Annotated in this window: 19 protein-coding genes; 9 read left to right on the plus strand and 10 right to left on the minus strand. The window is 66.0% G+C overall.

Annotated features, from left to right (window positions below; translation table 11 throughout):
- The first annotated feature begins 39 nt into the window (after positions 1–39).
- Complete coding sequence (locus ABZ803_RS06270) at positions 40–339, plus strand: hypothetical protein (RefSeq protein WP_357033625.1); 300 nt, start codon at positions 40–42, stop codon at positions 337–339.
- A 104-nt stretch (positions 340–443) separates the two neighbouring features.
- On the opposite strand, the gene ABZ803_RS06275 is transcribed toward ABZ803_RS06270, so the two are convergent.
- From ABZ803_RS06275 to ABZ803_RS06320, 10 genes are all read right to left on the minus strand, one after another.
- A complete protein-coding gene (locus tag ABZ803_RS06275; protein ID WP_357033627.1) occupies positions 444–1,256 on the minus strand; it encodes a DUF6339 family protein in 813 nt (270 codons plus the stop codon).
- On the minus strand, positions 1,253–2,149 hold the full coding sequence (locus tag ABZ803_RS06280; RefSeq protein WP_357033629.1) for a hypothetical protein: 897 nt from the start codon (positions 2,147–2,149) through the stop codon (positions 1,253–1,255). Before ABZ803_RS06280 ends, ABZ803_RS06275 begins: the two co-directional genes overlap by 4 nt.
- A complete protein-coding gene (locus ABZ803_RS06285; protein ID WP_357033630.1) occupies positions 2,149–4,143 on the minus strand; it encodes a hypothetical protein in 1,995 nt (664 codons plus the stop codon). The genes ABZ803_RS06280 and ABZ803_RS06285 overlap by 1 nt, the downstream gene beginning before the upstream one ends.
- The gene (locus ABZ803_RS06290; protein ID WP_357033632.1) at positions 4,140–5,156 is read right to left on the minus strand and encodes a PD-(D/E)XK motif protein; all 1,017 of its coding nucleotides are present in this window, start codon (positions 5,154–5,156) and stop codon (positions 4,140–4,142) included. The genes ABZ803_RS06285 and ABZ803_RS06290 overlap by 4 nt, the downstream gene beginning before the upstream one ends.
- On the minus strand, positions 5,156–7,720 hold the full coding sequence (locus ABZ803_RS06295) for a Z1 domain-containing protein (RefSeq protein ID WP_357033634.1): 2,565 nt from the start codon (positions 7,718–7,720) through the stop codon (positions 5,156–5,158). Before ABZ803_RS06295 ends, ABZ803_RS06290 begins: the two co-directional genes overlap by 1 nt.
- Positions 7,721–7,950: 230 nt before the next feature.
- Positions 7,951–9,060: a DNA cytosine methyltransferase gene (locus ABZ803_RS06300; protein ID WP_357033636.1), complete on the minus strand. Its 1,110-nt coding sequence runs from the start codon at positions 9,058–9,060 to the stop codon at positions 7,951–7,953.
- Between the two features lie 44 nt (positions 9,061–9,104).
- A complete protein-coding gene (locus tag ABZ803_RS06305; RefSeq protein ID WP_357033638.1) occupies positions 9,105–10,133 on the minus strand; it encodes a DNA cytosine methyltransferase in 1,029 nt (342 codons plus the stop codon).
- 241 nt (positions 10,134–10,374) lie between these two features.
- Positions 10,375–11,739 carry a cytochrome P450 gene (locus tag ABZ803_RS06310; RefSeq protein ID WP_357033640.1) on the minus strand — a complete coding sequence of 455 codons (1,365 nt, stop codon included), beginning with the start codon at positions 11,737–11,739 and terminating at the stop codon, positions 10,375–10,377.
- A gap of 184 nt (positions 11,740–11,923) precedes the next feature.
- Positions 11,924–12,943 (minus strand): Gfo/Idh/MocA family oxidoreductase, encoded by a 1,020-nt coding sequence (locus ABZ803_RS06315; RefSeq protein WP_357033642.1) that lies wholly within the window; start codon positions 12,941–12,943, stop codon positions 11,924–11,926.
- Positions 12,944–12,982: 39 nt separating this feature from the next.
- Positions 12,983–13,987: a LacI family DNA-binding transcriptional regulator gene (locus ABZ803_RS06320; protein WP_357033644.1), complete on the minus strand. Its 1,005-nt coding sequence runs from the start codon at positions 13,985–13,987 to the stop codon at positions 12,983–12,985.
- Positions 13,988–14,235: 248 nt separating this feature from the next.
- Here ABZ803_RS06320 and ABZ803_RS06325 point away from each other — a divergent pair, with 248 nt between their 5' ends.
- The 8 genes from ABZ803_RS06325 (at position 14,236) to iolD (ending at position 22,690) form a co-directional block, all read left to right on the plus strand.
- Positions 14,236–15,132: a TIM barrel protein gene (locus ABZ803_RS06325; protein ID WP_357033646.1), complete on the plus strand. Its 897-nt coding sequence runs from the start codon at positions 14,236–14,238 to the stop codon at positions 15,130–15,132.
- A gap of 9 nt (positions 15,133–15,141) precedes the next feature.
- Complete coding sequence (locus ABZ803_RS06330; protein WP_357033648.1) at positions 15,142–16,143, plus strand: sugar ABC transporter substrate-binding protein; 1,002 nt, start codon at positions 15,142–15,144, stop codon at positions 16,141–16,143.
- 10 nt (positions 16,144–16,153) lie between these two features.
- On the plus strand, positions 16,154–17,200 hold the full coding sequence (locus ABZ803_RS06335) for an ABC transporter permease (protein ID WP_357033650.1): 1,047 nt from the start codon (positions 16,154–16,156) through the stop codon (positions 17,198–17,200).
- Positions 17,197–17,979 (plus strand): ATP-binding cassette domain-containing protein, encoded by a 783-nt coding sequence (locus ABZ803_RS06340; RefSeq protein WP_357033653.1) that lies wholly within the window; start codon positions 17,197–17,199, stop codon positions 17,977–17,979. The genes ABZ803_RS06335 and ABZ803_RS06340 overlap by 4 nt, the downstream gene beginning before the upstream one ends.
- Positions 17,976–18,926 (plus strand): 5-dehydro-2-deoxygluconokinase, encoded by a 951-nt coding sequence (iolC, locus tag ABZ803_RS06345; RefSeq protein WP_357033655.1) that lies wholly within the window; start codon positions 17,976–17,978, stop codon positions 18,924–18,926. Before ABZ803_RS06340 ends, iolC begins: the two co-directional genes overlap by 4 nt.
- Positions 18,917–19,828 (plus strand): aldolase, encoded by a 912-nt coding sequence (locus ABZ803_RS06350; protein WP_357033657.1) that lies wholly within the window; start codon positions 18,917–18,919, stop codon positions 19,826–19,828. The genes iolC and ABZ803_RS06350 overlap by 10 nt, the downstream gene beginning before the upstream one ends.
- A gap of 133 nt (positions 19,829–19,961) precedes the next feature.
- Positions 19,962–20,858 carry a 5-deoxy-glucuronate isomerase gene (gene iolB / locus ABZ803_RS06355; RefSeq protein WP_357033658.1) on the plus strand — a complete coding sequence of 299 codons (897 nt, stop codon included), beginning with the start codon at positions 19,962–19,964 and terminating at the stop codon, positions 20,856–20,858.
- Positions 20,849–22,690, plus strand: coding sequence for a 3D-(3,5/4)-trihydroxycyclohexane-1,2-dione acylhydrolase (decyclizing) (gene iolD, locus ABZ803_RS06360; protein WP_357033660.1), 1,842 nt, complete (start codon positions 20,849–20,851; stop codon positions 22,688–22,690). The genes iolB and iolD overlap by 10 nt, the downstream gene beginning before the upstream one ends.
- Positions 22,691–22,980 lie beyond the last annotated feature (290 nt).

Here is a 22,980-nt window from a genome sequence, read left to right on the forward strand (position 1 = left end):
CGAGCTTCTGGGCACCCCCGATGACCGGCGGTCCGGATCATGAACTACGACGCACGGGCCGTGGCGGAAATCGACGTCCTAACGGACGTGCTGACCGCACTCGGCGCAACTACCAGTACCGCTTGCCGCAAAATAGGCGACGCCGACTGTGTGCGCCTCTTTGCCGTGGTGCTATACGAGCTGATCGTCAGTGCGCGTAGCGTTGCCGGCCCTGATGCGGGCCGGTTGTACGCCGCGCCGATCCTTGATCCGATTATCGAAGGTGTCACGATCGCGGACGAGGTATCACCGTTGGACCTGCTGATACCGGCACTCTTCATCCACCGGGCCCCGCCTTGAGGTAGCGGTCGCGCTGGACCTGCCGTGGAGGCCCACCAGAAACTGCGGTGCGCTGCTTTCGGTGTGACCGCATCGGTGAAAGGACGTGAGACGAGAGTTCATCTCTACTCACCGAATACACGCTGTGCGCGGTTACCGGCTTCCTCGAGCGACATCCGGCCGCCTGCGGACAGTGCACCGATGACGGTTTCCTTCGCGATCTCGACGAGTTCCTCGTCCAACGCTGCTTCGTCCATTGCCTCGAAGACGACGAACGGTGCCAAGCGCAGCAGTCGCTTGAGAAAGTCCCGCAATATTTCTCGCTCTGTCATACCTCGGAGATCCATGCGTCGCCACACTCGCAGGATCGACTTGATCAAGTGTGGACTGCCACCCAAGGCCGCGCGCCGCGCGTAGATCTGATCGAAAGCCGCTTCACCTAGGACATGCAGCGCCGCATACGGGTCGGAATCGGCCGGGGAATACACCAGATGCGCTCGCCACCACATCCGGCCGAAGGCATGACGAGTGAGATCGGAACCGACGACGCGGTCGGCCGGCGGTTTCGGGTAGCGCCAGTGAGCGACGTCGGGGAGAACGATCAAGGCGAAAAAAGCCCAGACGTCGCCGGCGGCAGCTTCTGCCGGGGCGATGCGCATTTCCTTGTGCAACGCAACGGCGAGGCTGAGGTCGAAGGAAACCTTCTGGCGCGCGTCAGGTGGCTCCGGAAAGCCGGATTCCTTGGCCAGGTCGATGACCACGTCGCGAAGGAACTGCAATTTGTCACGGTCGACACGGGTACCGCCGGTCGCGACGAACACCGCGGATTCGTCAGCGATGGCCCAACGGTTGTGCAGGTCGAGCGGGCTGAGTTCCTTGTATTCGGCCGCCAATAGTTTTGCACGGTGGCGCAGCAACCGAGGGTACAGAAGTGTCACGCGACCCCCTCGAAGATTTTTACGGCCGCCTGCAGTTCGGAGGCGAACAAGTTCGGGGCTTCCTGTGCTGCCAGTCGGATATCCGTGATGGACCGGCCCGGGAAGAGTCGGCCGAACAGTTCCTGCAGCGTGGCACCCAAGGTTTCATCGACGTAGTGTGAGTCGTCATCGAACTCACTCAGGCGCAGGGCGTGGTCCACCATAGTGCGGGCTACGTCGGCGTAGAGCGCCGACAGTGCGACCTTGTCTTCTATACGCGGACTGCTCGCGCGTTGGAGGGCTTCGGTGACGACGGTCTTCTTCTCATTGACGAGCAGGAGGAGAGAGCCCATCGTCGCCGCATCGAGGTTTGTGCCGATCTCCAAGTGCCACGCCGCGTCACCGGGATAGTCGGTTCGGTCGAAATCGACTATGGCGATCGGGAACTGCGGAGCGTCACCTTGTAAGCGAATCTGCCTTCGATCACTCCACAGGACCGAGCCACCACGGCGGGGGGCTACCGGACGACCACCGCCGTGTCGACGCCGAGCGAGTACCAGGGCGGTGTCCAATAGCACGACACCACCGAGATCCGCACCTGGAAGATCGGCGCGTAATTCGACTTCGCCGCTGCCGGGGACCACCGCGCGCATCACTGTTCCCCTAAGTTTCGATCCCGTCGATGTCCAGATCGCGGCCAGAGTGAGTTCGGTACCCGGGTCCAGGGTCGATTCCGCCAGGGCGCGGCGCAGATCGACCTTGATAGTGCGGCGCAGACTCAGTGTCGTCTGATAGTCCCAGTGGGGGTAGGACTCCGGCAGCGGCATTTCGTTGCCGTCGACCGACAACAACCACTCACCTGCCTGTATGACAGCCTGCGACGGCTTCTTGTAGGGAAGAACGCGATGGGCCATCAGCCGACCGCCTCGGTGTAGAGCACGATGTCGGTCATGGTGTCGGCGGCAGGCTTCACCACGGCCTTCCAGATCTGGCCGTCGCCGCCCTCGATGACATACGACGGTACCTGGTGGATCTCGCCGTGCGGATCCTGCCAACCGACGAGGCCAGGCATATCGGCACCGGCGGGTGGGTCCATCTCCAGGCCGCCGTCACTGTTCAGGGCAACGGCCAAATCGACGGTGACTCGTTGCGGAATGCCGACCGGCACACGGAAGCGCTGCACCACCACGGCATTCCCCCACAATTCCTCTGGCTCCGGATCCCCGATGTATTCGATCTTCGGGCGTCGCCGTCGCTGTTTGACCGGCTTCACGGCCTCGGCGTACGGATCGGTGTCGGTCGAGTTCGTGCTCTGCCCATACTCGAGCGATCCGGGAAGCTCGTGTCCCGCTATGCCCGCAGTGTCGGGAATTTCCACCTCTTCTATTTCATCGACCTCTTGTCGTCGACCACTCGGGCGACGTGCGGGTGTCGGCCGAGCGGGCGGTGCTGTGTCGCCTGGCTTGCCGTAGTCTGTGGCCGCACCGATACCCCACGCGCCGCCCACCAGAGGCGAAAGGCGTTCGCTGGCTGCCCCGAGCGACACTTGTGCAACCTCGACCCCACTGCTGCCACGCGGGCCGAACATCTGCTCGATGGCCTCCTTCATGCGTATGAAGGTCATCTTCACGAAGGAGTAGTCAGGATAGTCCAGCGATTGGTAGTTCCAGTTGTCGTGGGTCGGCGGCTCGGCTGCCGCATACGCTTCGTCCATCGCAGTATCGGCTCGGAAGACACCCGCATACGCGGAGTACTCGCTAGCGGGCTTGGGTCCGGGCCAATACGTCACCACAAGTTCGGCCGGGCGCATCAGGCAGACATGATGCACCATTCCATGTTCGAACCCGGCCATCCGCTCGGCGTCGGTCGGCTCGAACCGCTGCGCCATCGACTGGTGTACGGCAAAGCGCCCGAGTAGCTTCTTCGGCCTGCGGCAATGCAATTCTTGTGCCTCGTTGCCCACCATTTTGCGATAGGCAGAGACGAACAAGCGCAGAGACTTCATCTCGGCGGGTTGCGGCACTTTGTATTCGATACCGTCGCAGGTCACGGAGAATCGCATGGGAACAACGCCGTTGCCGTCGGGCATCATCTTCGGCCACAACTGGCATGTGATCGTCTCGGCGAGATATCGGGCTACGGCGGCAGGCTCTGCCCCTTCCAGATCGGGGTCGAGGATGGCGATCGTCGTACCTGTTTCGGTGTCTTCGAACGGTCGAAGTCCGAGCTTCCGCGCCATCGCATCGGCCTCGGCGCCGACGAGCGGCTCGATCACGTCCCCGGAAGTGTCTCCCCACCAGTGCCTGCCGGTATAGCGGCGATCGCGGTCGGACTCTCTCGCGTCATAGCTCTTCCACAGCGCCGCCCCCATCAATCGGGTCTCGTAGCGCCCCTCGTACTGGCACCGGGTGTGCACCAGGATCGTTCCCGGTCTCGAGACGAGATAAAGAATGCCTTTGCCGAAACCGTAGGTGCCTCCGCCCAACGCTTGGTCACGTGGTTCACCGATATTGCGAAGGAATGCAACGAAGTCGCGGCGGTTCTCGGTGACCGCATCGGCTCGGGTCGGTCCGCCCAGCCCCCGAGTGCCCCGATCCGAGATCGACAACACCCGGATAGTGGGATGCGCCAATGAGTCGCGGAGGGGAAGAACCTGCTTGACAGGAGCCCGCCGCAGTAAATTGTCCCTCCATGCCGGCGCGTCGGCGGCGCTGACTGTCTGCAGATCGATGTGGTAGTCCACCGAAACGCCATCACTGCTACGAGCATCCCAGCTGTTCTGCGCCGATTCGCGGACCAGGATGGTCAGATGATCGAGTTCGGGCTTGCCGAGTTGATTTCTTATTCCCTCCGCAGCGCTGGCGCCTTCCGGAGGAAAGGGCTGGGAAACCCAAGCAGGCGCAGTCACACATGCTCCTCGATCATCATCCGAATATGTCGCTCCACTTGGCTGTCCTCCATCGGGTCTGGCGTGTCCCCTGACAGGTCGATCGTGTAGTTGACCTCGCGCACGTTCGAGGAGATCGCGGCCGCTGCCAGGTCGACGGTGGTCAGTCGTGGAAACGCGACATCGACGTTGTACCAGCGTTGTTCGTCGACTGCGTACCGGGCGTGGCGATAATGGTCGTCGTCGGCTTTGCGGTAGCCGATCGATGCCAGCTTGTTGAGTACGGCCGTCTCGTCGTCGGAAAGCTCGAGTACGCGATCGATCAGGTCGAGGAAGCCGATGCCCTCGCGCACGGTCGGTTCCAGCCGAAGCCAGACCAGCCCCAATACACCGTTGATCGGCGGCTCCAACTGATCGAGGCCGTGGATGCGAATCCGGCGACCGTTTGGACTTGTCGAGGTTTTCACCTCGAGAGCTCCCGCGTCGGTCGCGAAGTCATGACGATAGCCTGACGGCCCTCGCCACAACAGGTGAGCGCTGCTGTCCTGCTCGAGTAGCCGCGCCAACACGATCAGTTCACCGAACAGTCCGGCTCGTTGCTCCGGGCCCAACGGCGGACCGGGATTTTGAAACAGCGCCTTCCACCGATCGAGTACTCGGTTGAGAACCTTCAGCGGATTTTCGGGGGCTGCCTCGGTTGCGATGAGGACATCAGCGCATAACGTCGTGAAGATATCGCTGAGATCGGATCGAAGACAGGCCAGATCGGCATAGTCGTGCCTGGTCCTGTCGTCATCGAGGGTCCGCTTGTTCAGCATCAGGACCGGGCCGTTGAGCCCCTTGCGTACATTCTGATGCGCGCCGACCGGCACCAGCAGGTGCCGATTCCGCCCGCTGTCGATCGCGGCTGCCAGCGATCCATTCGGTGTAGGCACGGGTAGCTCGGAGACGGCAACGACCGACGACATCGAGGGTGGGCAATTTTCGAGGCGTCGCCAGTGATCGTCCAGAACATCCCTGATCTCTGTCGACATCAGACGTCCTCTGCTTCGAGGGCGCTGAAGTCCTCCTCCTCCATCTCGACGCCGGACAGGTCTGCCGAGATGTAGTTGGCTTCCCATGCGACGGTGCTGTCGTCGTCCTTGGGCTTCGGGAACACCAGCCCTACGCCGATGACATGCTCCGGTGCGTTCAGCGGTTGACGCTTGTCTTTCGAAGGCTCTGGCTCCGAAACCTTGTCGATCGGGTACAGCACCAACAGGCCGGCGTCGGCTTGTTGTGCAGCACGAGCCTTCTGAATATCTCCTTCGGTCGTGCTGGTCGTGATGCCCTCGAGGTCCAAACCTGCATCACGCCGGCTCATCAGCGTCTTGATATCGGAATAATCCGATCCCGAGGAGAACTGCGAGCGAACGATTGTCCCGACGCGAATCCCTGGCGCGAAGTCGAACTGCTCTGAACTGTTCTCGGCTGGTTTCCCGACCACCGCGACGTTCCAACGCCGCAGTGTCCCCGCGTTTCGGATACGCTTCTCGATGTATCCCGCCATCAGTTTCGCATCGCACTCCTGCGACCGCTCGTGAAACTGGTAATTTCGCAGGAACTCCAGTACGGCATCACTGAGGACATCTCGAATGAGGAAGCGTCCATCTGTAGGGCTTCCCTCGACGCTACCGATCCGGATACCCTCGTTCACGAGCTTGCGTGCTGCCGATTGATTCTGCCGCAGCCACTCGGATTCCAAACGGAAGTATCTGGTCTGGACGCGTTGTCCACCATAGGACGACGACGCCGATACCGCGTCCTTCATTTTCGCGGCTGCCGTCACACGCAGCGCTGGGTGTGTTCGAAGGCGTACCGCGAAGTTCATCGGTGTCTTACCTTCGGTCATATAGACATCGATGTCGCGCCGCATCTCGGTCTCGACCGTCGCCAGGTGGCGGAACCAGTCCTCGAGTTCCTTGGTCATCCAGATGCGCGGCAGGTCGGCGTAGCCCTTGCGATAGCCGAACCAGCGGCCCATCTGTAGCAACGTGTCATACGTCGAGACCGAACGCACGAAGTAACTGACGGACAGACCTTCGAGCGTCAGACCGCGCGACAGTGTGTTGCCACCCACCGCGATAGCGACCACAGGGCCATTCTCGTAGTCGAGGCGGTCGGTGCTCTCCGAGTTGTCCATCACCACACGGCAATCACGCAGTACGCCGGGCAGTTCTGCCTCGAGTTCCTGGAAGGAGACGAACTCCTCATCGAACTTGGCAGCAGGCACGCGAGAGGTCTCCTCGTCCCACAGCGCACGCAACTCGCTCTGTAGCGCGATATCCCCCAGGTTGCGGCCGATCTTGGCTCGTAAAGACAGCAGGGGGTCCCGGAAACTGTTGTGCACGGCGGTGCGAACGCTGGTGTGGATCAGCATCGTGCAGTGCGGATTTCCCCCGCCGCGCACGCGCCGCGCAGCAGTCGTCAGCCAGAAATACAGCACCGCCCGACGCAGGGTGTCCGTAATAGTCGGGTAGAAGCCTTCGGCGTCTGCCCTCGTCTTCGGTCGAACGAGTTCCACATCGCCGTCGGGCACGGTGCGGATCATGTCGTAACCGTCATCGACGTCGTTGGGATCTTCGCCATCCAACGCGTACCGGCCGAACAGCACCTCCGTACCGAAATGCTCCTGCGGCTGAGGAAGATTCACGATGAAGTGTTCGGGATACAGATCCTCAGCGGCAGGATTGATCAGCAAGTTGGCGAACGGGGACGCCGTGTAGCCGACATAGGCCGACTTCGGCAGAGTGTTGAGGATCTGGCGGATCAACGGGTTGATCGACTTCGTCGCGACAGTCGCTTGGTCGGCCTCGTCATCGATGATCAGCGCCGGGCAATCTGCCAGATACTCCGAAGCGTCCCCGAGCCACTTCACCAGTTTGCGCAGCACGGTGGCGTTCTTCTTGACGACACAAAGGACGTGGGTCTTATTCGACTTGCCGAAGAAGCTGGCGGGGTTCGCGGTCGGTCGGAAATCATGATCCAGGTCGGTGATCTGAGACCACAGCGTGGGATTCGGCTCTACGAGCTGCTGAACCAAGCGGGCTTGGGTCTGCCTGCGGAGACCGTTGTGAATTCCCGCGAGCACGATGAACAGCTTGTAGCCGCGGTCGGCCGCCTTGGCCATCACGGCCGTGAAGTTGGTGGTTTTGCCGGACTGCACGTAACCGACGACGAGACCACGCGTCGAGAAGGAACTCTGTCTCGGATGCTGTAGAAGTGAGACGACTCGCGTCGAGGATCCGTCCAAGCTATCGATGGATGTCTGCGGCCAGCCATCCTTGGCCAGTCCGGCGGTGATGGATGGCCACAGCTTGTCATCGGGGTGAGGCCCGGCGTACCAGGTCTCGTAGTTGTCGATCACGACAGACGGTGGCTCACGCATCTCTTTGATGCGCACTACTTCCCGCTCGTGACGGTCCACAATCCGCTTGATGACGTCATCGGGCGTGGAGAACAGTCGGAGCTTCTTGATCGCCTCGGCCGGTGTGTACGTATCGAGCAACAACCTGAATACATCGAACAGTTCGTCTTGCTCGTCAATCACATCGCTCACCGGCATCTCCCACTGCGTGCTACCCCTACGTCGACGATGGGAGGTTTGGCTCCCCCGTGTTGCGGGTAACAGTATCGGCTCGATCCGATGATTTTTGGCTAAGTGGATGAAGTGTTACCCCGCTGATGTCAGGTATCGGACGCTGACGCGGGATCGCTACAGGCCCCGGTGGATCCGATGGGTTCGACACAGAAGTTGCGGCGAGGACGCCAGGTTCACCGTGAGGACGGTCAGACGAACAGCTGGCCGACTCGCGCGAAGTGGTCAAGGGGCGCTGAGTCACGCGTGTCGATCCATGGACGATCGACAACCTTTCGCGCATCCTCATGACTCACTTGCTTCCCGAGGGCAGCCGACAGCACGTGCAGAGCCAGTACGGGCGGAATTGCGTTGCCGATCTGCTGGGCGATGTCGTTACCCGACCATGGATAGTCGAGCGGGAATGTTTGGAGTCGGCCGGCCTCCGCCAGGCTGAACCGCGGACTTTCGATCCCGGCGCCGTCGACGATCTTATTTCGCGACACTTTGCCAGTGATAGTCGCCGACGGTTCTCGAGAACCGCGACGCCCTCGTAATTTGGGATCGCCACCGGTGCCGTAGTTCGAGATGACGTGGAAGTCGTAGCCGCGATCGAGCGCGCTGCCCATCGTCTCCCAGGGAAGGAGATCGGAATCACCCGCCGCACGTTCGACGCCCTTGCGATAAGGGCGGTGCGTTGGTGCCGGGAGTTCGCGCGCACCATCGAGGCTGGCGATCAGGATCGCACGGCGACGGGTTTGCGGGACGCCGAACTGTTCGGTACGCAGGATGCCGCAGCGGACGTGATACCCGATCTCCTCTAGGACGGTGCGTATCTTTTGCCAGATAGGCAGAACTGCTGGAACCTGCTCCAGCACAATCACTTTGAAAGGGTCGTCGCGTCGGTGTGCGGCCAACGCCCATCGCAGGGGCTCCAGAACGAGACCGGTTCGCTCGTCCTTCAGCGTAGCGAGGTCTTCAGAGACGTCCTCGCCCTGACCCATCCGGGCGACGTAACGCAAAACCTCGTCGAGGGCCTTGCGGCCGGCTCCCGAACCAGCGACAGTAAACGTCTGGCAGGGTGGCCCACCGGCTAGTATCCAGGCGCTCGGTGCTGTCCCAGGTCCGAAATCACGTACATCGTGCGGGCGATCGTTCAGGCCGGCAGCCGACCTTGTCGCGCATGCATTCCGGTCCCACTCGAATCCATAAACGCTCAACCCCAACCACCGCGCGGCCACATCGAGCCCACCGGGCCCGGCGAACAGGTCGATCATGTCGACTCGGCGCGGTCGGGGTTGCTCGTGCAGATCGGAGGGCATGACTCGCGATCTTAGCGGCGTGACACCGCGTCGCTATAGTGCGTTCAACAGCCGGTCAACGCTGCCCGCAGGGCAAGGCCGACCGCGCACGCGGCGGGTGGCGGGGTCGCATTTCCTACCTGGCGATATCGCGCGGTTTTGCGGCCTTCGATACGCCAGTGCGCGGGAAACCCCTGCAATACCGCGACCTGTTCGATGGTGAGTTTCACCATGTGTTCCGGCCCGAGAGCGGGGTTCCACACGAAGTCGACGGATGGTAGGTCGTCGTTGATCGACCGAGCGTTGACGCCGATTCTCGCCCAAGCTTTGACAGAACCCTTTGGCCCGAGGTCCCCACCGCCGCGGTCCCATGAACCACCGACGATCGTGGGCGCGACCTCGTTGGCCTGTGCCGCCCACTCGTCGGCCTGAGGCCAGCCGCGTGCACCCATGGAAGGCCGCAACACCGTGCCGACTGTCAGGGTCAGGCTGGGCGGCAGAGCCGTCAAGTTCATCTCGAAGCGTGTGATGTCGCCGCCGCGCAAGGCGACGAGAATGCCCAGAAGTCGGTGCTGCGGTACCCCGAAGTCGCGCGCATCGATCACCAGCCATCGGTACTCGTAACCAGCACTATCGAGGTACTTCTCGACCCGGGACCGGCTGTCACCGTACTCGGGTCGAGTGACCATGTCGGGCACGTTCTCGATCAGCAAGGCACGGGGTCGCAGTTCCGACGCCAACCGGCCTGTGGTCTCGAGCAACTCCAACTCCCAGCCGCTGCCACGGCGTCTCGATGCCGTTGCCGCAGACTTCACTCTCGGGAGGCCTGCGGCTAAGAGATCGATATCGATCGACTGTGGTAGATCCCACCGCGGTTCGAACTTCAGCAGGTCTGTGTTGAGCACATTCCAGTGAGGCCGATTCGTCCGTAGCGTCGCGCACGCGACGTCACGATTGTCGAGGAGCAGGATGGGATCGAAGCCCGCCTGCTCGAGACCGAGAGCGAGTCCACCGGCACCTGCGCAGAGTTCCACAGAACGCATTCGCCGACCTGTCGGCACCACTCGCCGGTCAGTGTGTTCTGGATTGGACAATTCCTACCTCCCCACCTGGTAGACGTTCTTATTCATGATAGTGCGCGGCTTTTCACGTATGGCGCTGCTCGTCCAAGGGTCGCCTTCCGCTGATCGGGCGGACGACCCAGGTGTCCGACCGGCGGCGCGGCCAGGGTGTGTGCGGTACTGCTGACCATCGCTTCGTGATGTGGTTGGGAGCGGACCTCGCCGCCGCGGCTCGGTAGCGATGGATGGAATCTCCGCAACGATAGGTTGGTGTTCAGGCCGACGGTGCGTTCTGCGCCGCACCACGCAGCCGCACCCTCACCGGAAGGTGGTTCACCTCCAGCGTGGCCCGCGCGACCTCGTGCACTCCGGCTCCCGGAGCCAGCTCCAAACGCGCCCGTGCGACGACCGTGGCCAGGATGGTGACCGCTTCGTACCACGCGAATGGCTCGCCGATGCAGTTTCGGTTGCCGATGCCGAATGGCTGATATATCCCGGACCGGGTGACGGTCTTGCGGTATTCCGGCGTCCACCGGTCCGGGTCGAACCGTGCCGGATCGTCGAAGTACTTCGGGTTGTTGTGCAGCGTGTACGGCGAGTAGAAGAGCGTGGTGCCCGGGGGCAGCGTGACTCCGGCGAGGTCGATCTCCTCGATCGTCTCGCGCGTGCCGAGCCAGGTGGGAGCGTAGCGGCGCAGTGTCTCCGCCATCACTCGCTCGGTGTACTCGAGACGCTGGATGTTGTCCGCGGTGACCGGACCGCCGCCTAACACCTCGGCGACTTCCTCTTCGACGCGCTCCCGCACATCCGCCCGCCGCGCCAACTCGTAGAAGGCGAAAGCCAAGGTGTTGGCGGTGGTTGCGAACCCTGCGGCATAGAGCGTCATCACCTCGTCGTGGAGCTCGCGGTCGGTGAGTCCGGTGCCGTCGTCGAAGCGCGCCGCGAGCAGCATCGACACCAGGTCGCCGTAATCGGTGTCGCTCGAACGGTATTCGGCGATGATGCGGTCGATCGCGTCGGAGAGTCTGCGCACCGCGGCGTCGAACGTGCGGTTGCGCAGCGGTATGCGCGCCAGCCAAGGCATCATGGTGCGTTTCGGTAGCTCGTCGACGATGATCGGGAACGAACGCAGCGACTCGGCGACCACCTCTTCGCCGAGTTCACTGGCGAACAACGCCTTTGCGACGATTCGCATGGCCAGCACCCGCAACCGGTCGTCCAGTTCCAATCGGGCGCCGTCGCTCCAACTGTCGACCATGGCATCGGCTTCCTGCTGCATGATTCGCACGTAGTCGGCGATCTTCTCGTAGTGAAAGGCTGGTGCCATCAGGCGGCGGTGCCGCAGATGCTTGGGTTCGGCCGACACCGACAGACCATCGCCCAGCAGCACCCGCATGGCTTCGAAGAACGCCCCCTTCTCGACGCTGTGCGCCGCCTTGCCGCGCAGTACCGAATCGATCAGCTCAGGGGCAGTCAGCAGGTATGCGTCTCTACTGCCCAATCGGATCAGCGCCAAGGGTTCCGGCATCCGGTGCAATTCCGCGAAGAACTCCAGTGGCCTACGGCGGAGGGCTAGTCCGTGACCGACGACCGGCCACGCTCGCTGGACAGGGCGGGCAACAGCCGTACGCGCACTCATGGAGGCCCCTCGTAAGTTCTTGTGCCATCTTCGCTTAGCCGTTCGGGTTTGTCGCGCTCCTCGGCGAATCTCGATCGGCGGATATCGGATAGGTTCGGGATGAGTTTCAGACCGGCGGCGTATGCCGTAAGCCGTCGAGGACGGGGAGGATCCGCTCGACGCGGTGACCCATCTCGGCGACTCCTCAGCGCCGAACCTCAGCTATCTCGACAGCCCGGCCCTCACGCCGCGAAAGCTCGCACGCCTCGGCGACGTAGAACGCCTCCAGCGCTTCGTCCGGTGTGCAGGGACTGTCGAGCTGCCCCGTGGCGACATCGACGAACGCCGCCAGTTCATCGGCATACGCCGCACGGAACCGTTCCATGAACCCCGCGTAGGGAGGAGAGGGGGAGGGGCTGTGGTCGGGCTCGACGGAAGTCAGGGGCGCGCGGTCGTCCAGTCCGGCGATCGCGTTCCCTTCAGAGCCCAACGCCTCCAATCGCACGTCGTACCCCGCCCCGTTGTAGCGGGTCAGCGACACGGTCGCGAGGGTCCCGTCGTCCAGGCGTAGCAGCACCGCCGCTGTGTCGACGTCGCCCGCTTCGGCGAAGAACGACGCGCCACGGTTCGCCCCGGTCGCGTAGACGGAGGTGATCTCGCGCCCGGTCACCCACCGGATGATGTCGAAATCATGCACTCCGCAGTCGCGGAAGATGCCGCCGGAGCGGGCGATGTATTCGGCGGGCGGGGGAGCCGGGTCGAGGGTCGTCGCGCGCAAGGTGTGCAGCCGGCCGAGGCGGCCGGAACGGATCGCTTCGCGGGCCGCGCGGTAGCCCGCGTCGAAGCGGCGTTGGAAGCCGATCTGGACGGGGACGCGAGAGTGGCGGGTGCGGTCGATGACGGCGAGGGTGCCGGTGATGTCGGCGGCGACCGGCTTTTCGCAGAAGACGGGGATGCGCGCGTCGACGGCGCGGATGATGAGGTCGGGGTGGGAGGCGGTGGTGGTGGCGATGATCAGGCCGTCAAGGTCGGCGGCGAAGAGGGTGTCGAGGTCGGGGGCGAATTCGACGCCGAGGTCGGTGGCGGTGGCGCGGGCGCGGGCGGGGTCGGCGTCGGCGACCAGGACGGTGGCCACGTTCGGGAGTTTGCTCAGGATTTCGGCGTGTGCGGTGCCGATGCGGCCGGTTCCGGCGAGGCCGAGGGTGACGGCTCGGTGGGAGGACATCGGCTCTCCTTCGTAGGGGATCGCGACGGGCGGTGCGGCTCAGCGCCCCGGTGCGGTCGTGGTCGAGCGGACGACGAGCGTGGGTTCCAACCGGCGGCGGACCGGTCTCGTGCGGCCGTCGCGAAGTCGTTCGGCGATGGCCTCGATCGCGAGGCTGCCCATTCGGATACGCGGTTGATCGATGGTGGTCAGCGCGACGTGACGCAGGGCGGCCAGCGAGGTGTTGTCGTAGCCGATCACCGAGACGTCCTCCGGCACCCGCAATCCCGCTTCCTCGAGCGCGGACATCGCCCCGACGGCGTTGAAGTCGTTGCCGCACACCAGTGCGGTGGGAAAAGTGTCGCGGGAGAAGAGGTTCAGCAGTTTGCGCACCGCGGCCATGCCCGCGGAGTCGGTGTGCTCGCTCGGCACGACCATCGGTTCCAGGCCGTGGCGTCGCATGGCGGCCCGGTAGCCCTTGCGTCGCGGCGCGGAGGTGAACGCGCCGCCGCCGTCGAGGTGGACGATGCGCCGGTGCCCGAGCGAGACCAGATGATCGACGGCGAGGGTGGCGCCCGCCTCGCCGTCGTCGTTGACCGTGTCGATGCCTGCGACGGTGGAGGTGCGCGAGACCAGCACCAGCGGAGCCTGTTGCGCCGCCGCGCGGATGGCGGCGGCGGGCAGGATGGGAGACAGCAGGATGACCCCTCCCGGCCGGAACGAGAGCAGGCTCTCCAACGCGGTGTGTTCACGTGCGGCGCTGCGCCGGCCGGTATTGAGGATCAGTTCGAGGCCGGACTCCTGCGCGGCGGCGTCCATGCCTTCGACGACGTCGGCGAAGAAGGCGTTGCGCAGGTCGGAGACGAGGACACCGACGATGTTGGAGGTCCGGCTGGCCAGCGAGCGGGCCAGGATGTGCGGTTGGTAGCCGAGGTCTTCGGCCGCGTCCAGCACGGCGCGGCGGCGGTGCTCGCTGACCTTCGGGGAGTCGCGCATGACCAGCGAGACGAGGGCGCGGGAGACGCCCGCGCGCGCGGCGACGTCCTCCATGGTCGGTCGTGCCACGGCGCCTCCGTTCCGCGTCCACCAGCCCTGCCGGGACGGACGATACGCGGTGCGCCAGAAGGGATCAATAGAGCGCTCCAATCCGACTTCGGCGCACCGCAGTCTTCTATGAAAGACCGAATAATCGCTGGTAGAGCGGCTTTGACCGGCACGCCGCAGGCCCTTGACACGCTATGACCCACGTTACATAGTTGGAGCGCTCCAACTACGGCGGCGTCAACTCGATATCGAAGGTCGGAGAAGTGCCGATGCCCGAATCCCTGCACCCGCTGCGCCTCGCGGCCGCGCCGATCTCCTGGGGAGTCTGTGAGGTCCCCGGCTGGGGTCACCTGCTCGGCGCACGCACCGTTCTGTCGGAGATGGCCGCGCTCGGCCTGTCCGCCACCGAACTCGGGCCACCCGGCTATCTGCCGCGCGACCCGAGCGAACTGCGACGACTCCTCGCGGACTTCGACATCACCGCGGTCGGCGGCTTCCTCGCCGTCGTGTTGCATCGCGACCGGCACGCCGCCCTCGCTCGGGCGCAGGAGACCGCCGCGCTGTTGGCCGCCACGGGCGCGGAAGTGCTCGTGCTCGCCGCCGCGACCGGACTCGGCGGATACGACGAGCGCCCGCCACTCGACGACGCGCACTGGCGCGCCGTGATCGACACCGCTGCCGAGATCCGCGCTATCGCCGCCGCGTACGGCCTGCGCACGGTGCTGCATCCGCATGTCGGCACGCATGTGGAGAGCGAGGCCGAGGTCGAGCGGTTCCTCGCCGATTCCGATCTCGACCTCTGCTTGGACACCGGGCATCTGCTCGTCGGCGGCACCGACCCGGTTCGGCTCGCCCGGCGGCACGCCGAGCGGATCGGGCACGTTCATCTCAAGGACGTCCGAGGCTCGCTGGCCGATCAGGTCCGTGACGGGACGCTCGAGTACAGCGAGGCGGTGCGCCGTGGGCTGTACGTCCCGCTGGGCGAGGGGGACGTCGACATCGCGGCACTCGTGCACACCATGCGCGGCGCGGGGTATCGGGGCTGGTACGTCCTGGAGCAGGACGCCGCGCTGCGACCGTCCGACTCGGCGGAGAAGCCGAGCGGCGACACCGCGCGCAGCCTCCGGTTCCTCAGCGACATCGCGCTCGCCGCGGCCGGAATCTAGGCGATGCGGATGCTTTTGCGAGCACGACGCGGCGCGACCGCTCGGCACCGGACCCGCCTGCTGCCGTGGATCGCCACCGCCGCTCTCCTGGCGGCATGCAGCGGCCCCGGCGCCGACGCGCCCGCTCCGTCACAGGCACCGACCGAGGTCGGCACGGTGCGATCGGTAGCGGTGGTGACCCACGGCAGCCCCGGTGACGCGTTCTGGAACGTCGTCAAGAACGGCGCGGAGGCCGCGGGCAAGGATTTGGGGATCCGTGTGGAGTACAACGCCTCCGGTGATCCCGGTCAGCAGGCGAAGCTGATCGACAACGCCGTTGCGCAAGGCGTCGACGGCATCGTCGTGTCCATGGCCAATCCCGAGGCGCTTCGGCGCTCGGTCGAAAAGGCTGTCGCCGCGGGGATTCCGGTGGTGACGATCAATTCGGGGGAGTCGGAGAGCGCGCGGTTCGGCGCGTTCGTCCATGTGGGGCAGAGTGAATCGCTGGCCGGGCAGGCCGCGGGCAGACGGCTCGCGGAGGCCGGGCGCGGGAAGATGCTGTGCGTCATCCACGAGGCGGGCAATATCGGCGCGAACGAGCGTTGCGCAGGCGCGACGAGGGCGTTCGGCACCGCGACCACGCTTCAGGTGGACATCAACAATCCGACCGACGCGCAATCGAGGATCAAGGGCGCGCTGGAGGCCGACCGGTCCATCGACGCGGTCCTGACGCTCAACTCCCAGGTCGCCGCACGCGCTGTCGACGCCGTCCGGGAGGCCGGGTCGCCCGCCACCGTCGCGACCTTCGACCTGAATGCCGATGTGGTGGAGGCGATCAGGGCGGGAAAGCTGCTGTTCGCGGTGGATCAGCAACAGTACGAGCAGGGTTATCTTCCGATCGTGTTGCTGAAGCTGTATCGGACGAACCTGAACACCGTCGGAGGCGGCGCGCCGGTGCAGACCGGACCCGGTTTCGTCGACAAGAACAATGTGGACGCCGTCGCCGCGCTCGTCGCGCAGGGTACGCGCTGAGGTGGATGAAATGACCGTTGCCACACGAGCCTCCGACTCGACACAGGACCGTCCTGGCCTCTCGCCGCTGCAACGTCTGGCCGTGCGGCCGGAGATCGGCGCTGCGCTCGGCGCGTTGCTGGTGTTCGTGTTCTTCTCGCTGGTCACCGACCGGTTCCTGAGCCCGCTCGGCGTCGCGACCTGGCTCGACGACGCCTCCACGCTGGGCATCATGGCGGTGGCCGTGGCGATGCTGATGATCGGCGGCGAGTTCGATCTGTCGGCGGGCGTGATGACTGCCTCCACGGCGCTGGTCACCGCGTTGCTGGCGGTGCACGCCGGATGGAACGTCTGGCTCGCGCTGCTGGCCTCGCTGGTCTTCGCGCTGGCCGTCGGCGCGTTCAACGGCTGGGTGGTGATGCGCACCGGCCTGCCGAGTTTCATCGTCACGCTGGGCACCTTCCTGGCCCTGCAAGGGTTGAACCTGGGCGTGACGCGCCTGGTGACCGACACGGTGCAGGTGTCGGGCGTGCGGAGCGCGGGCGGCTACCAATCGGCGGGCTGGGTCTTCGCCTCGACCCTCGACATCGGCGAAGCGCACATCCAGGCTTCGGTGGTCTGGTGGATCGTGCTCACCGCCATCGCGGCGACGATCCTGGTTCGCACGAGGTTCGGCAATTGGATCTTCGCCGTCGGCGGTGCGCTGCCGAGCGCCCGCGCGGTCGGTGTGCCCGCCGACCGCACCAAGATCCTGCTGTTCATGGGCACCGCGTTCGCGGGCTGGGTGGTGGGCTCCTGCGACATCCTGAGGTTCGCCAGCGTGCAGGCCAACCAGGGCGTCGGGCTCGAATTGCACTACATCATCGCCGCCGTGGTCGGCGGGTGCCTGCTCACCGGCGGCTTCGGCTCGGCGGTCGGCGCCGCCATCGGTGCGTTGATCTTCGGCATGGCGCGCCAGGGCATCGTGTTCGCGCGCTGGGACAGCGACTGGTTCATGCTGTTCCTCGGTGTGCTGCTGCTGGCGGCGGTGCTGGTCAACAATAGATTCCAGAAACGAGCCGAAAGGGTGCGCCGATGACTTCCCTCATCGAGGCGGTCGATCTCGGCAAGAGCTACGGCGGCGTCGTCGCCCTGCGCGAGGTGTCCACGGTGGTGAACGCAGGCGAGGTGACCTGCGTGCTCGGCGACAACGGCGCGGGCAAATCGACGCTGATCAAGATCCTGGCCGGGGTGCACCAGCACGACCGCGGCGAACTGCGTGTGGAGGGCGAAGCGGTCCGGTTCGCCTCGCCGCGGGCGGCGCTGGATCGCGGCATCGCCACGGTCTACCAAGATCTCGCGGTGGTGCCGCTGATGAGCGTGTGGCGCAACTTCGTGCTCGGGTCCGAGCCCACCTTCGGATACGGTCCCTTCCGGCTGCTGGACCGCAAGAAAGGCTGTGAGATCGCGCGGACGGCGTTGGCCGACATGGGTATCGAGATCCGGGATATGGAACAGCCGGTCGGCACGCTGTCGGGCGGCCAGCGGCAGTGCGTCGCTATCGCGCGTGCCGTGCACTACGGCGCGAAAGTGCTGATCCTCGACGAGCCGACCGCGGCGCTGGGCGTCAAACAGGCCGGGGTGGTGCTGAAGTACGTCGTGCAGGCGCGCGAACGCGGGCTCGGCGTCGTGCTCATCACGCACAACCCGCACCACGCCTATCCGGTGGGCGACCGGTTCCTGCTGCTGAAGCGGGGCGCGATGCTCGGCGCGTACGAGAAATCGGAGATCGACCTGCCGGAGCTGACCCGCCAGATGGCAGGCGGGGCGGAATTGGAGGCATTGCAGCACGAATTGCAGCGTGTGGTGACGCCGTGAACAAGCGAGCAGGCGAGCTGGAAGCGTTGACGATCGGTCGCGTCGGGGTGGATCTGTATCCCGAACAGAGCGGCGTCGCCTTGGCGCAGGTGCGCAGTTTCGCCAAGTTCCTCGGCGGCACCGCCACCAACGTCGCCGTGGCCGCCGCCCGGCTCGGCCGTCGCTCCGCGGTGCTGACCAAGGTGGGCCCCGACGGCTTCGGCGACTTCGTGCGCGCGGCGCTGGAGGACTTCGGCGTCTCATCGCGCTACGTGACGACCGCGCCGGACCTTCAGACACCCGTCGTCTTCTGCGAGCTGACGCCGCCGTCGGATCCGCCGCTGTTGTTCTACCGTGCGCCGATCGCGCCGGACCTCACCCTCACCCCGGTCGAAGTGCCCTGGGATGTCGTGGATGCCGTGCCGCTGCTGTGGGTGACGGGCACCGGAGTGAGCGCGGAACCCGGCCGCAGTACACAGCGGGAGATTCTGCTTCGTCGCGCACGACGTGGGCACACGGTGCTGGATCTGGATTACCGGCCGATGTTCTGGCCCGACGTGGACACCGCGCGGGCCGAGATCGGATGGATGGTCGACCACGTGAACGTGGTGGTCGGCAACCGTACCGAGGTCGAGGTGGCGGTGGGCACCGCCGACCCGGAGACGGCGGCGGATCGGCTGCTCGCGCGGGGGGTGCGCCTCGCGGTGATCAAGCAGGGCGGTGACGGCGTTTTGGTGGCCACCGCCCAGGAACGCTGGACGGTGCCGCCGTGCCGCGTGGAAGTGGTCTGCGGGCTCGGCGCGGGCGACGGATTCGGTGGAGCGCTGATCCACGGCCTGCTCTCGGACTGGGACCCACGGCGCGTCGCCACCTATGCCAACGCGGCGGGCGCGCTGGTCGCTTCGCGTCTCGCCTGCGCCGACGCGATGCCCACCGGCGCGGAGATCGAGGAACTGCTGTGCGGCTGAGCCGGCGCATGCATTTGACCGACGAGCGCTGGCGCGAGCTGCTGCACACGCGGGCGACGGACTCCGCCGCGGTCGAGCGGGCCTACGCGAAACGGCTGCGCCGCGCCGACCTGCTGGCGGGTAAGCAGACCTTGTTCCTGGTCGCCGCCGATCATCCTGCTCGCGGCGCGCTCGGTGTCGGCGAGGACCGTACCGCCATGGCGGATCGGCGCGCGTTGCTGGAACGGCTGCTGATCGCGCTGGCCGACCCGGATGTCGACGGTGTGCTCGGCTCGCCGGATGTGGTCGAGGAACTGTTGCTGCTGGACGCCCTGGACGACAAGGTCGTGATCGGGTCGATGAACCGGGGCGGACTGGCGGGCGCGGAGTGGGAGATCGACGACCGCTTCACCGGATACGACGCCGACTCTCTGGCGCGGTTCCGGCTCGACGGCGGCAAGATGCTGCTGCGCCTGGTCGATTCCGACGCGGGAACCGTCCCGACCCTGCAAGCCTGCGCGCGGGCGGTCTCGGAACTGGCGGCGCACGAGCTGATGGCGATGGTCGAACCGTTGCCCTACCACCGGGACGAATCCGGTGCGCTGGTGATGAGCAAGGACGCCGTCTCGCTGTCGCGGGCGATCACGGTGGCCTCGGGGCTCGGCGTCACCTCGGCCTATACCTGGCTGAAGATCCCCGCACCACAGGACATCTCGGTGCTGGACGCCACCACGCTGCCGGTTCTCGTGCTGGGCGGAGCGCCGTCCGGAGACTCGGCGGTGGATCGCGCGCTGTGGGGCGGGGCGCTCGGCCACGACGTGGTCCGCGGTCTCGTCGTCGGGCGCACCCTGCTGTACCCGCCGGACGGCGATGTCGCCCGGGCGGTCGAGAGCGCCGCCCGCCTGTTGAAGGAAGCCCGATGACGCGCGGACCCCGTCGGGTACGTCTGGGCGTCGGCACGGCCGCGAGCAAGAAGTGCCGCTCGGCGGTCGAATTCGTCTGCCGACGGAGCGATCGGATCGAAGGTATCCGGGGAATCTGTATCGAGGAGGTGTGATGACCCTGCATCGTCCCGAAGGAACATTGCGCCATGACGGTGACCCGATCCTGCTGACCCCGGAGGACGCCGGATGGACCTACGCGGGCCTGCGGGTGCTGCGGATCGGCGTGGGCGAATCGCGGATCGTTCGGACGGGCGAGTTCGAGGCGTTCGTCCTGCCGCTGGCCGGAGCGTGCACGGTGCGCGTGGACGGCGCGACCTTCATGCTGGCCGGGCGGGATTCGGTCTTCACCCGGGTCACGGATTTCGCCTACGTCCCGCGAGACGCCGAGGTGTGGCTGACGGCCGAGGATGTCGACCTGGAGGTGGCGCTTCCGATGGCCCGTTGCACGAAACGGCTGGAGCCGCGATACGGCCCCGCCGAGCAGGTGCCGGTCGAAGTGCGCGGGGCTGGACGCGCGACGCGCCAGGTCACCAACTTCGGGATACCCGGCGTGTGGGAGCACGCGGACAAACTCAACGCCTGCGAGCTGATCACCCCGGACGGCAACTGGTCGTCCTACCCGCCGCACAAGCACGACTCGGCCGGTGCCTGCGAAGTCGTCAACGAGGAGATCTACTACTTCCGCATCGCCGGACGGGACGGGATCACGCCATCGCGCGAGGGATTCGGCCTGCACCGCACCTATACGGCCGACGGCACGGTCGACGAGAATGTGGCGGTCCGCGACGGTGACGTCTTCCTGATCCCGCGCGGCTATCACGGCCCGTGCGTCGCTGCGCCCGGTTACCCCATGTACTACCTCAACGTATTGGCCGGTCCCGCGCCGGAGCGATCGATGGCGTTCTGCGACGACCCCGCCCACAGCTGGGTGCGGGCGCGCTGGGCCGCCGAGCCGCTCGATCCGCGCTGCCCGGTCACCTCGCACGAAGGACGGACGGGATGCGACTGACCACGGCGCAGGCGCTGGTGGCCTGGCTGATCGCCCAGCGCTCCGAGACGCTCGACGGCCGCGCGGCGCCATTGTTCCCCGCCGTGTTCGCGATCTTCGGCCACGGCAACGTGCTCGGCCTCGGCACCGCGCTGCACGAGCGGCGCGCCGAACTCCCGGTCTGGCGCGGGCACACCGAAGAGGGAATGGCGCTCGCGGCCGTCGGCTACGCGAAGGCTGCCCACCGGCGTCAGGTGGGCGTCGTGACCTCGTCGATCGGTCCCGGCGCGCTCAACATGGTGACGGCGGCGGGCGTCGCGCACGCGAATCGGCTGCCGTTGCTGCTGCTGCCCGGCGACACCTTCACCGGCCGGGCGCCGGACCCGGTCTTGCAACAGGTCGAGCACTTCGGCGACCCGACCGTCACGGTGAACGACGCGTTCCGGCCGGTGAGCAGGTACTTCGACCGCATCACCCGCCCGGAGCAGCTGATCTCGACCCTGCCGCAGGCGGTCGGCGTGCTCACCGATCCGGCCGATGCCGGTCCGGTCGTGCTCGCGCTCCCACAGGACGTCCAGGCCGAGAGCTACGACTTCCCCGACGCGCTCTTCGAGCCGGTGGTGCACCGTCTCGCGCGGCCGCGCCCCGATCGGCGAGCGCTCGCCGACGCCGTGGCCGCACTGCGCGCGGCGCGCCGTCCGCTGCTGGTGCTCGGTGGCGGCGTCCGCTATTCGGGCGCGGGGCCCACCGTGCTCGAATTCGCCGAGCGCCACGGCCTCCCGGTGGTGGAGACCACCGCGGGCCGCACCCTCGTGCCGCACGAGCATCCGCTGTTCGCGGGACCGCTCGGCATCACCGGCTCGGCGTCGGCGAACGAGATGGCGGCCGAAGCCGACCTGATCCTCGCGGTCGGAACCCGCTTACAGGACTTCACCACCGCGTCCTGGACGGTATTCGCGCCGGACGTTCGCCTGGTCACGATCAACGTGGCACGCTTCGACGCGGTCAAGCACGGCGCCCGCGCGGTGGTCGGTGACGCCGAGGCCACCGTGCGCGAGCTGGCCGCGCAGGTGGGGCAATGGCGAGCCGACCCCGACTGGACCGCGCGAGCCGCCGAATTACGCGGCTCTTGGGACGCGCGCATCGACGAATCGCGCGCACCGACACCGGGCGCGCCGAGCTATGCCCAGGTGGTGGGCGCGGTGAACGACCTGAGCGAGCCGAGCGATTACGTGATGACGGCCTCCGGCGGCTTGCCCGGTGAACTCGTCGGCGGCTGGCGGGCGACCGGCGGCGCACCGACGATGGACGTGGAGTACGGCTTCTCCTGCATGGGCTACGAACTCGCGGGCGCGTGGGGCGCGGCCATGGCGCGGGACGAAGGCGTGGTGACCACCCTGCTCGGCGACGGCTCGTATCTGATGCTGAACTCGGAACTGTTCTCCGCGGCGTTCGCCGGGCATCCGTTCGTCGCCGTGGTCTGCGACAACGACGGGTACGCCGTGATCGCCCGGCTGCAAGAGGGGCAAGGCGGCGAGCCGTTCAACAATTTCTACGCCCACTGCCACACCACACACGAACATCCGCCCCGTGTCGATTTCGCCGCCCACGCCGCCGCGCTGGGATGTTCGGTTTTCACGGCGTCCGGCCTGGACGAATTCCGTGCCGCCTACCCGCGGGCGCGGGCGGCGGCGAAGGACGAGCGCCGGCCGGCGGTGCTCGTCGTGCGTACGCAGCCGTCGGCGTGGACCGACGCGGGCGCCTGGTGGGAGGTCGGAGTGCCGGAGCATCTGCCCGGCCGCGCCGCGTACGACGAGACGAAACCGCGCCAGGTGCGCTACCTCCGGCCGTGAACAGAACTTAAAGAACGGTGCGGCCGGTGCACCCCGGACGTAGGCTGACTTGTCGTATTCTGTGTCCGGTACACTGAAATCAATTGTGGCACAACACAATTGGTAGCCGATGTGCATCGGTGCCGAGCCGCGTCGAAGAAGGAGTCCCATGATGCCGGGCGCGGTGGTCCCCTGCGCGTGGGGTGTGCTCGACCGGGCGCGGCGGCGGACGTTATTCGAGGCGAAGTGCGGGTATCCGCCTGATGGGCCCGGCGAAATCGCACGGACCGGGACCCGACCGAACGTGGGAG

Source organism: Nocardia sp. NPDC047648, from assembly GCF_040642815.1.
Classification (GTDB): Bacteria; Actinomycetota; Actinomycetes; order Mycobacteriales; family Mycobacteriaceae; genus Nocardia; species Nocardia gamkensis.

What these genes read in the sequence shown, in the direction of transcription:
- ABZ803_RS06310 (WP_357033640.1), bottom strand. Translation starts at nt 11,739, where the DNA reads ATGAGTGCGCGTACGGCTGTTGCCCGCCCTGTCCAGCGAGCGTGGCCG.
- iolB (WP_357033658.1), top strand. Translation starts at nt 19,962, where the DNA reads ATGACCCTGCATCGTCCCGAAGGAACATTGCGCCATGACGGTGACCCG.
- ABZ803_RS06290 (WP_357033632.1), bottom strand. Translation starts at nt 5,156, where the DNA reads ATGTCGACAGAGATCAGGGATGTTCTGGACGATCACTGGCGACGCCTC.
- ABZ803_RS06270 (WP_357033625.1), top strand. Translation starts at nt 40, where the DNA reads ATGAACTACGACGCACGGGCCGTGGCGGAAATCGACGTCCTAACGGAC.
- ABZ803_RS06340 (WP_357033653.1), top strand. Translation starts at nt 17,197, where the DNA reads ATGACTTCCCTCATCGAGGCGGTCGATCTCGGCAAGAGCTACGGCGGC.
- ABZ803_RS06300 (WP_357033636.1), bottom strand. Translation starts at nt 9,060, where the DNA reads ATGCCCTCCGATCTGCACGAGCAACCCCGACCGCGCCGAGTCGACATG.
- ABZ803_RS06335 (WP_357033650.1), top strand. Translation starts at nt 16,154, where the DNA reads ATGACCGTTGCCACACGAGCCTCCGACTCGACACAGGACCGTCCTGGC.
- ABZ803_RS06315 (WP_357033642.1), bottom strand. Translation starts at nt 12,943, where the DNA reads ATGTCCTCCCACCGAGCCGTCACCCTCGGCCTCGCCGGAACCGGCCGC.
- ABZ803_RS06280 (WP_357033629.1), bottom strand. Translation starts at nt 2,149, where the DNA reads ATGGCCCATCGCGTTCTTCCCTACAAGAAGCCGTCGCAGGCTGTCATA.
- iolD (WP_357033660.1), top strand. Translation starts at nt 20,849, where the DNA reads ATGCGACTGACCACGGCGCAGGCGCTGGTGGCCTGGCTGATCGCCCAG.
- ABZ803_RS06330 (WP_357033648.1), top strand. Translation starts at nt 15,142, where the DNA reads ATGCTTTTGCGAGCACGACGCGGCGCGACCGCTCGGCACCGGACCCGC.
- ABZ803_RS06325 (WP_357033646.1), top strand. Translation starts at nt 14,236, where the DNA reads ATGCCCGAATCCCTGCACCCGCTGCGCCTCGCGGCCGCGCCGATCTCC.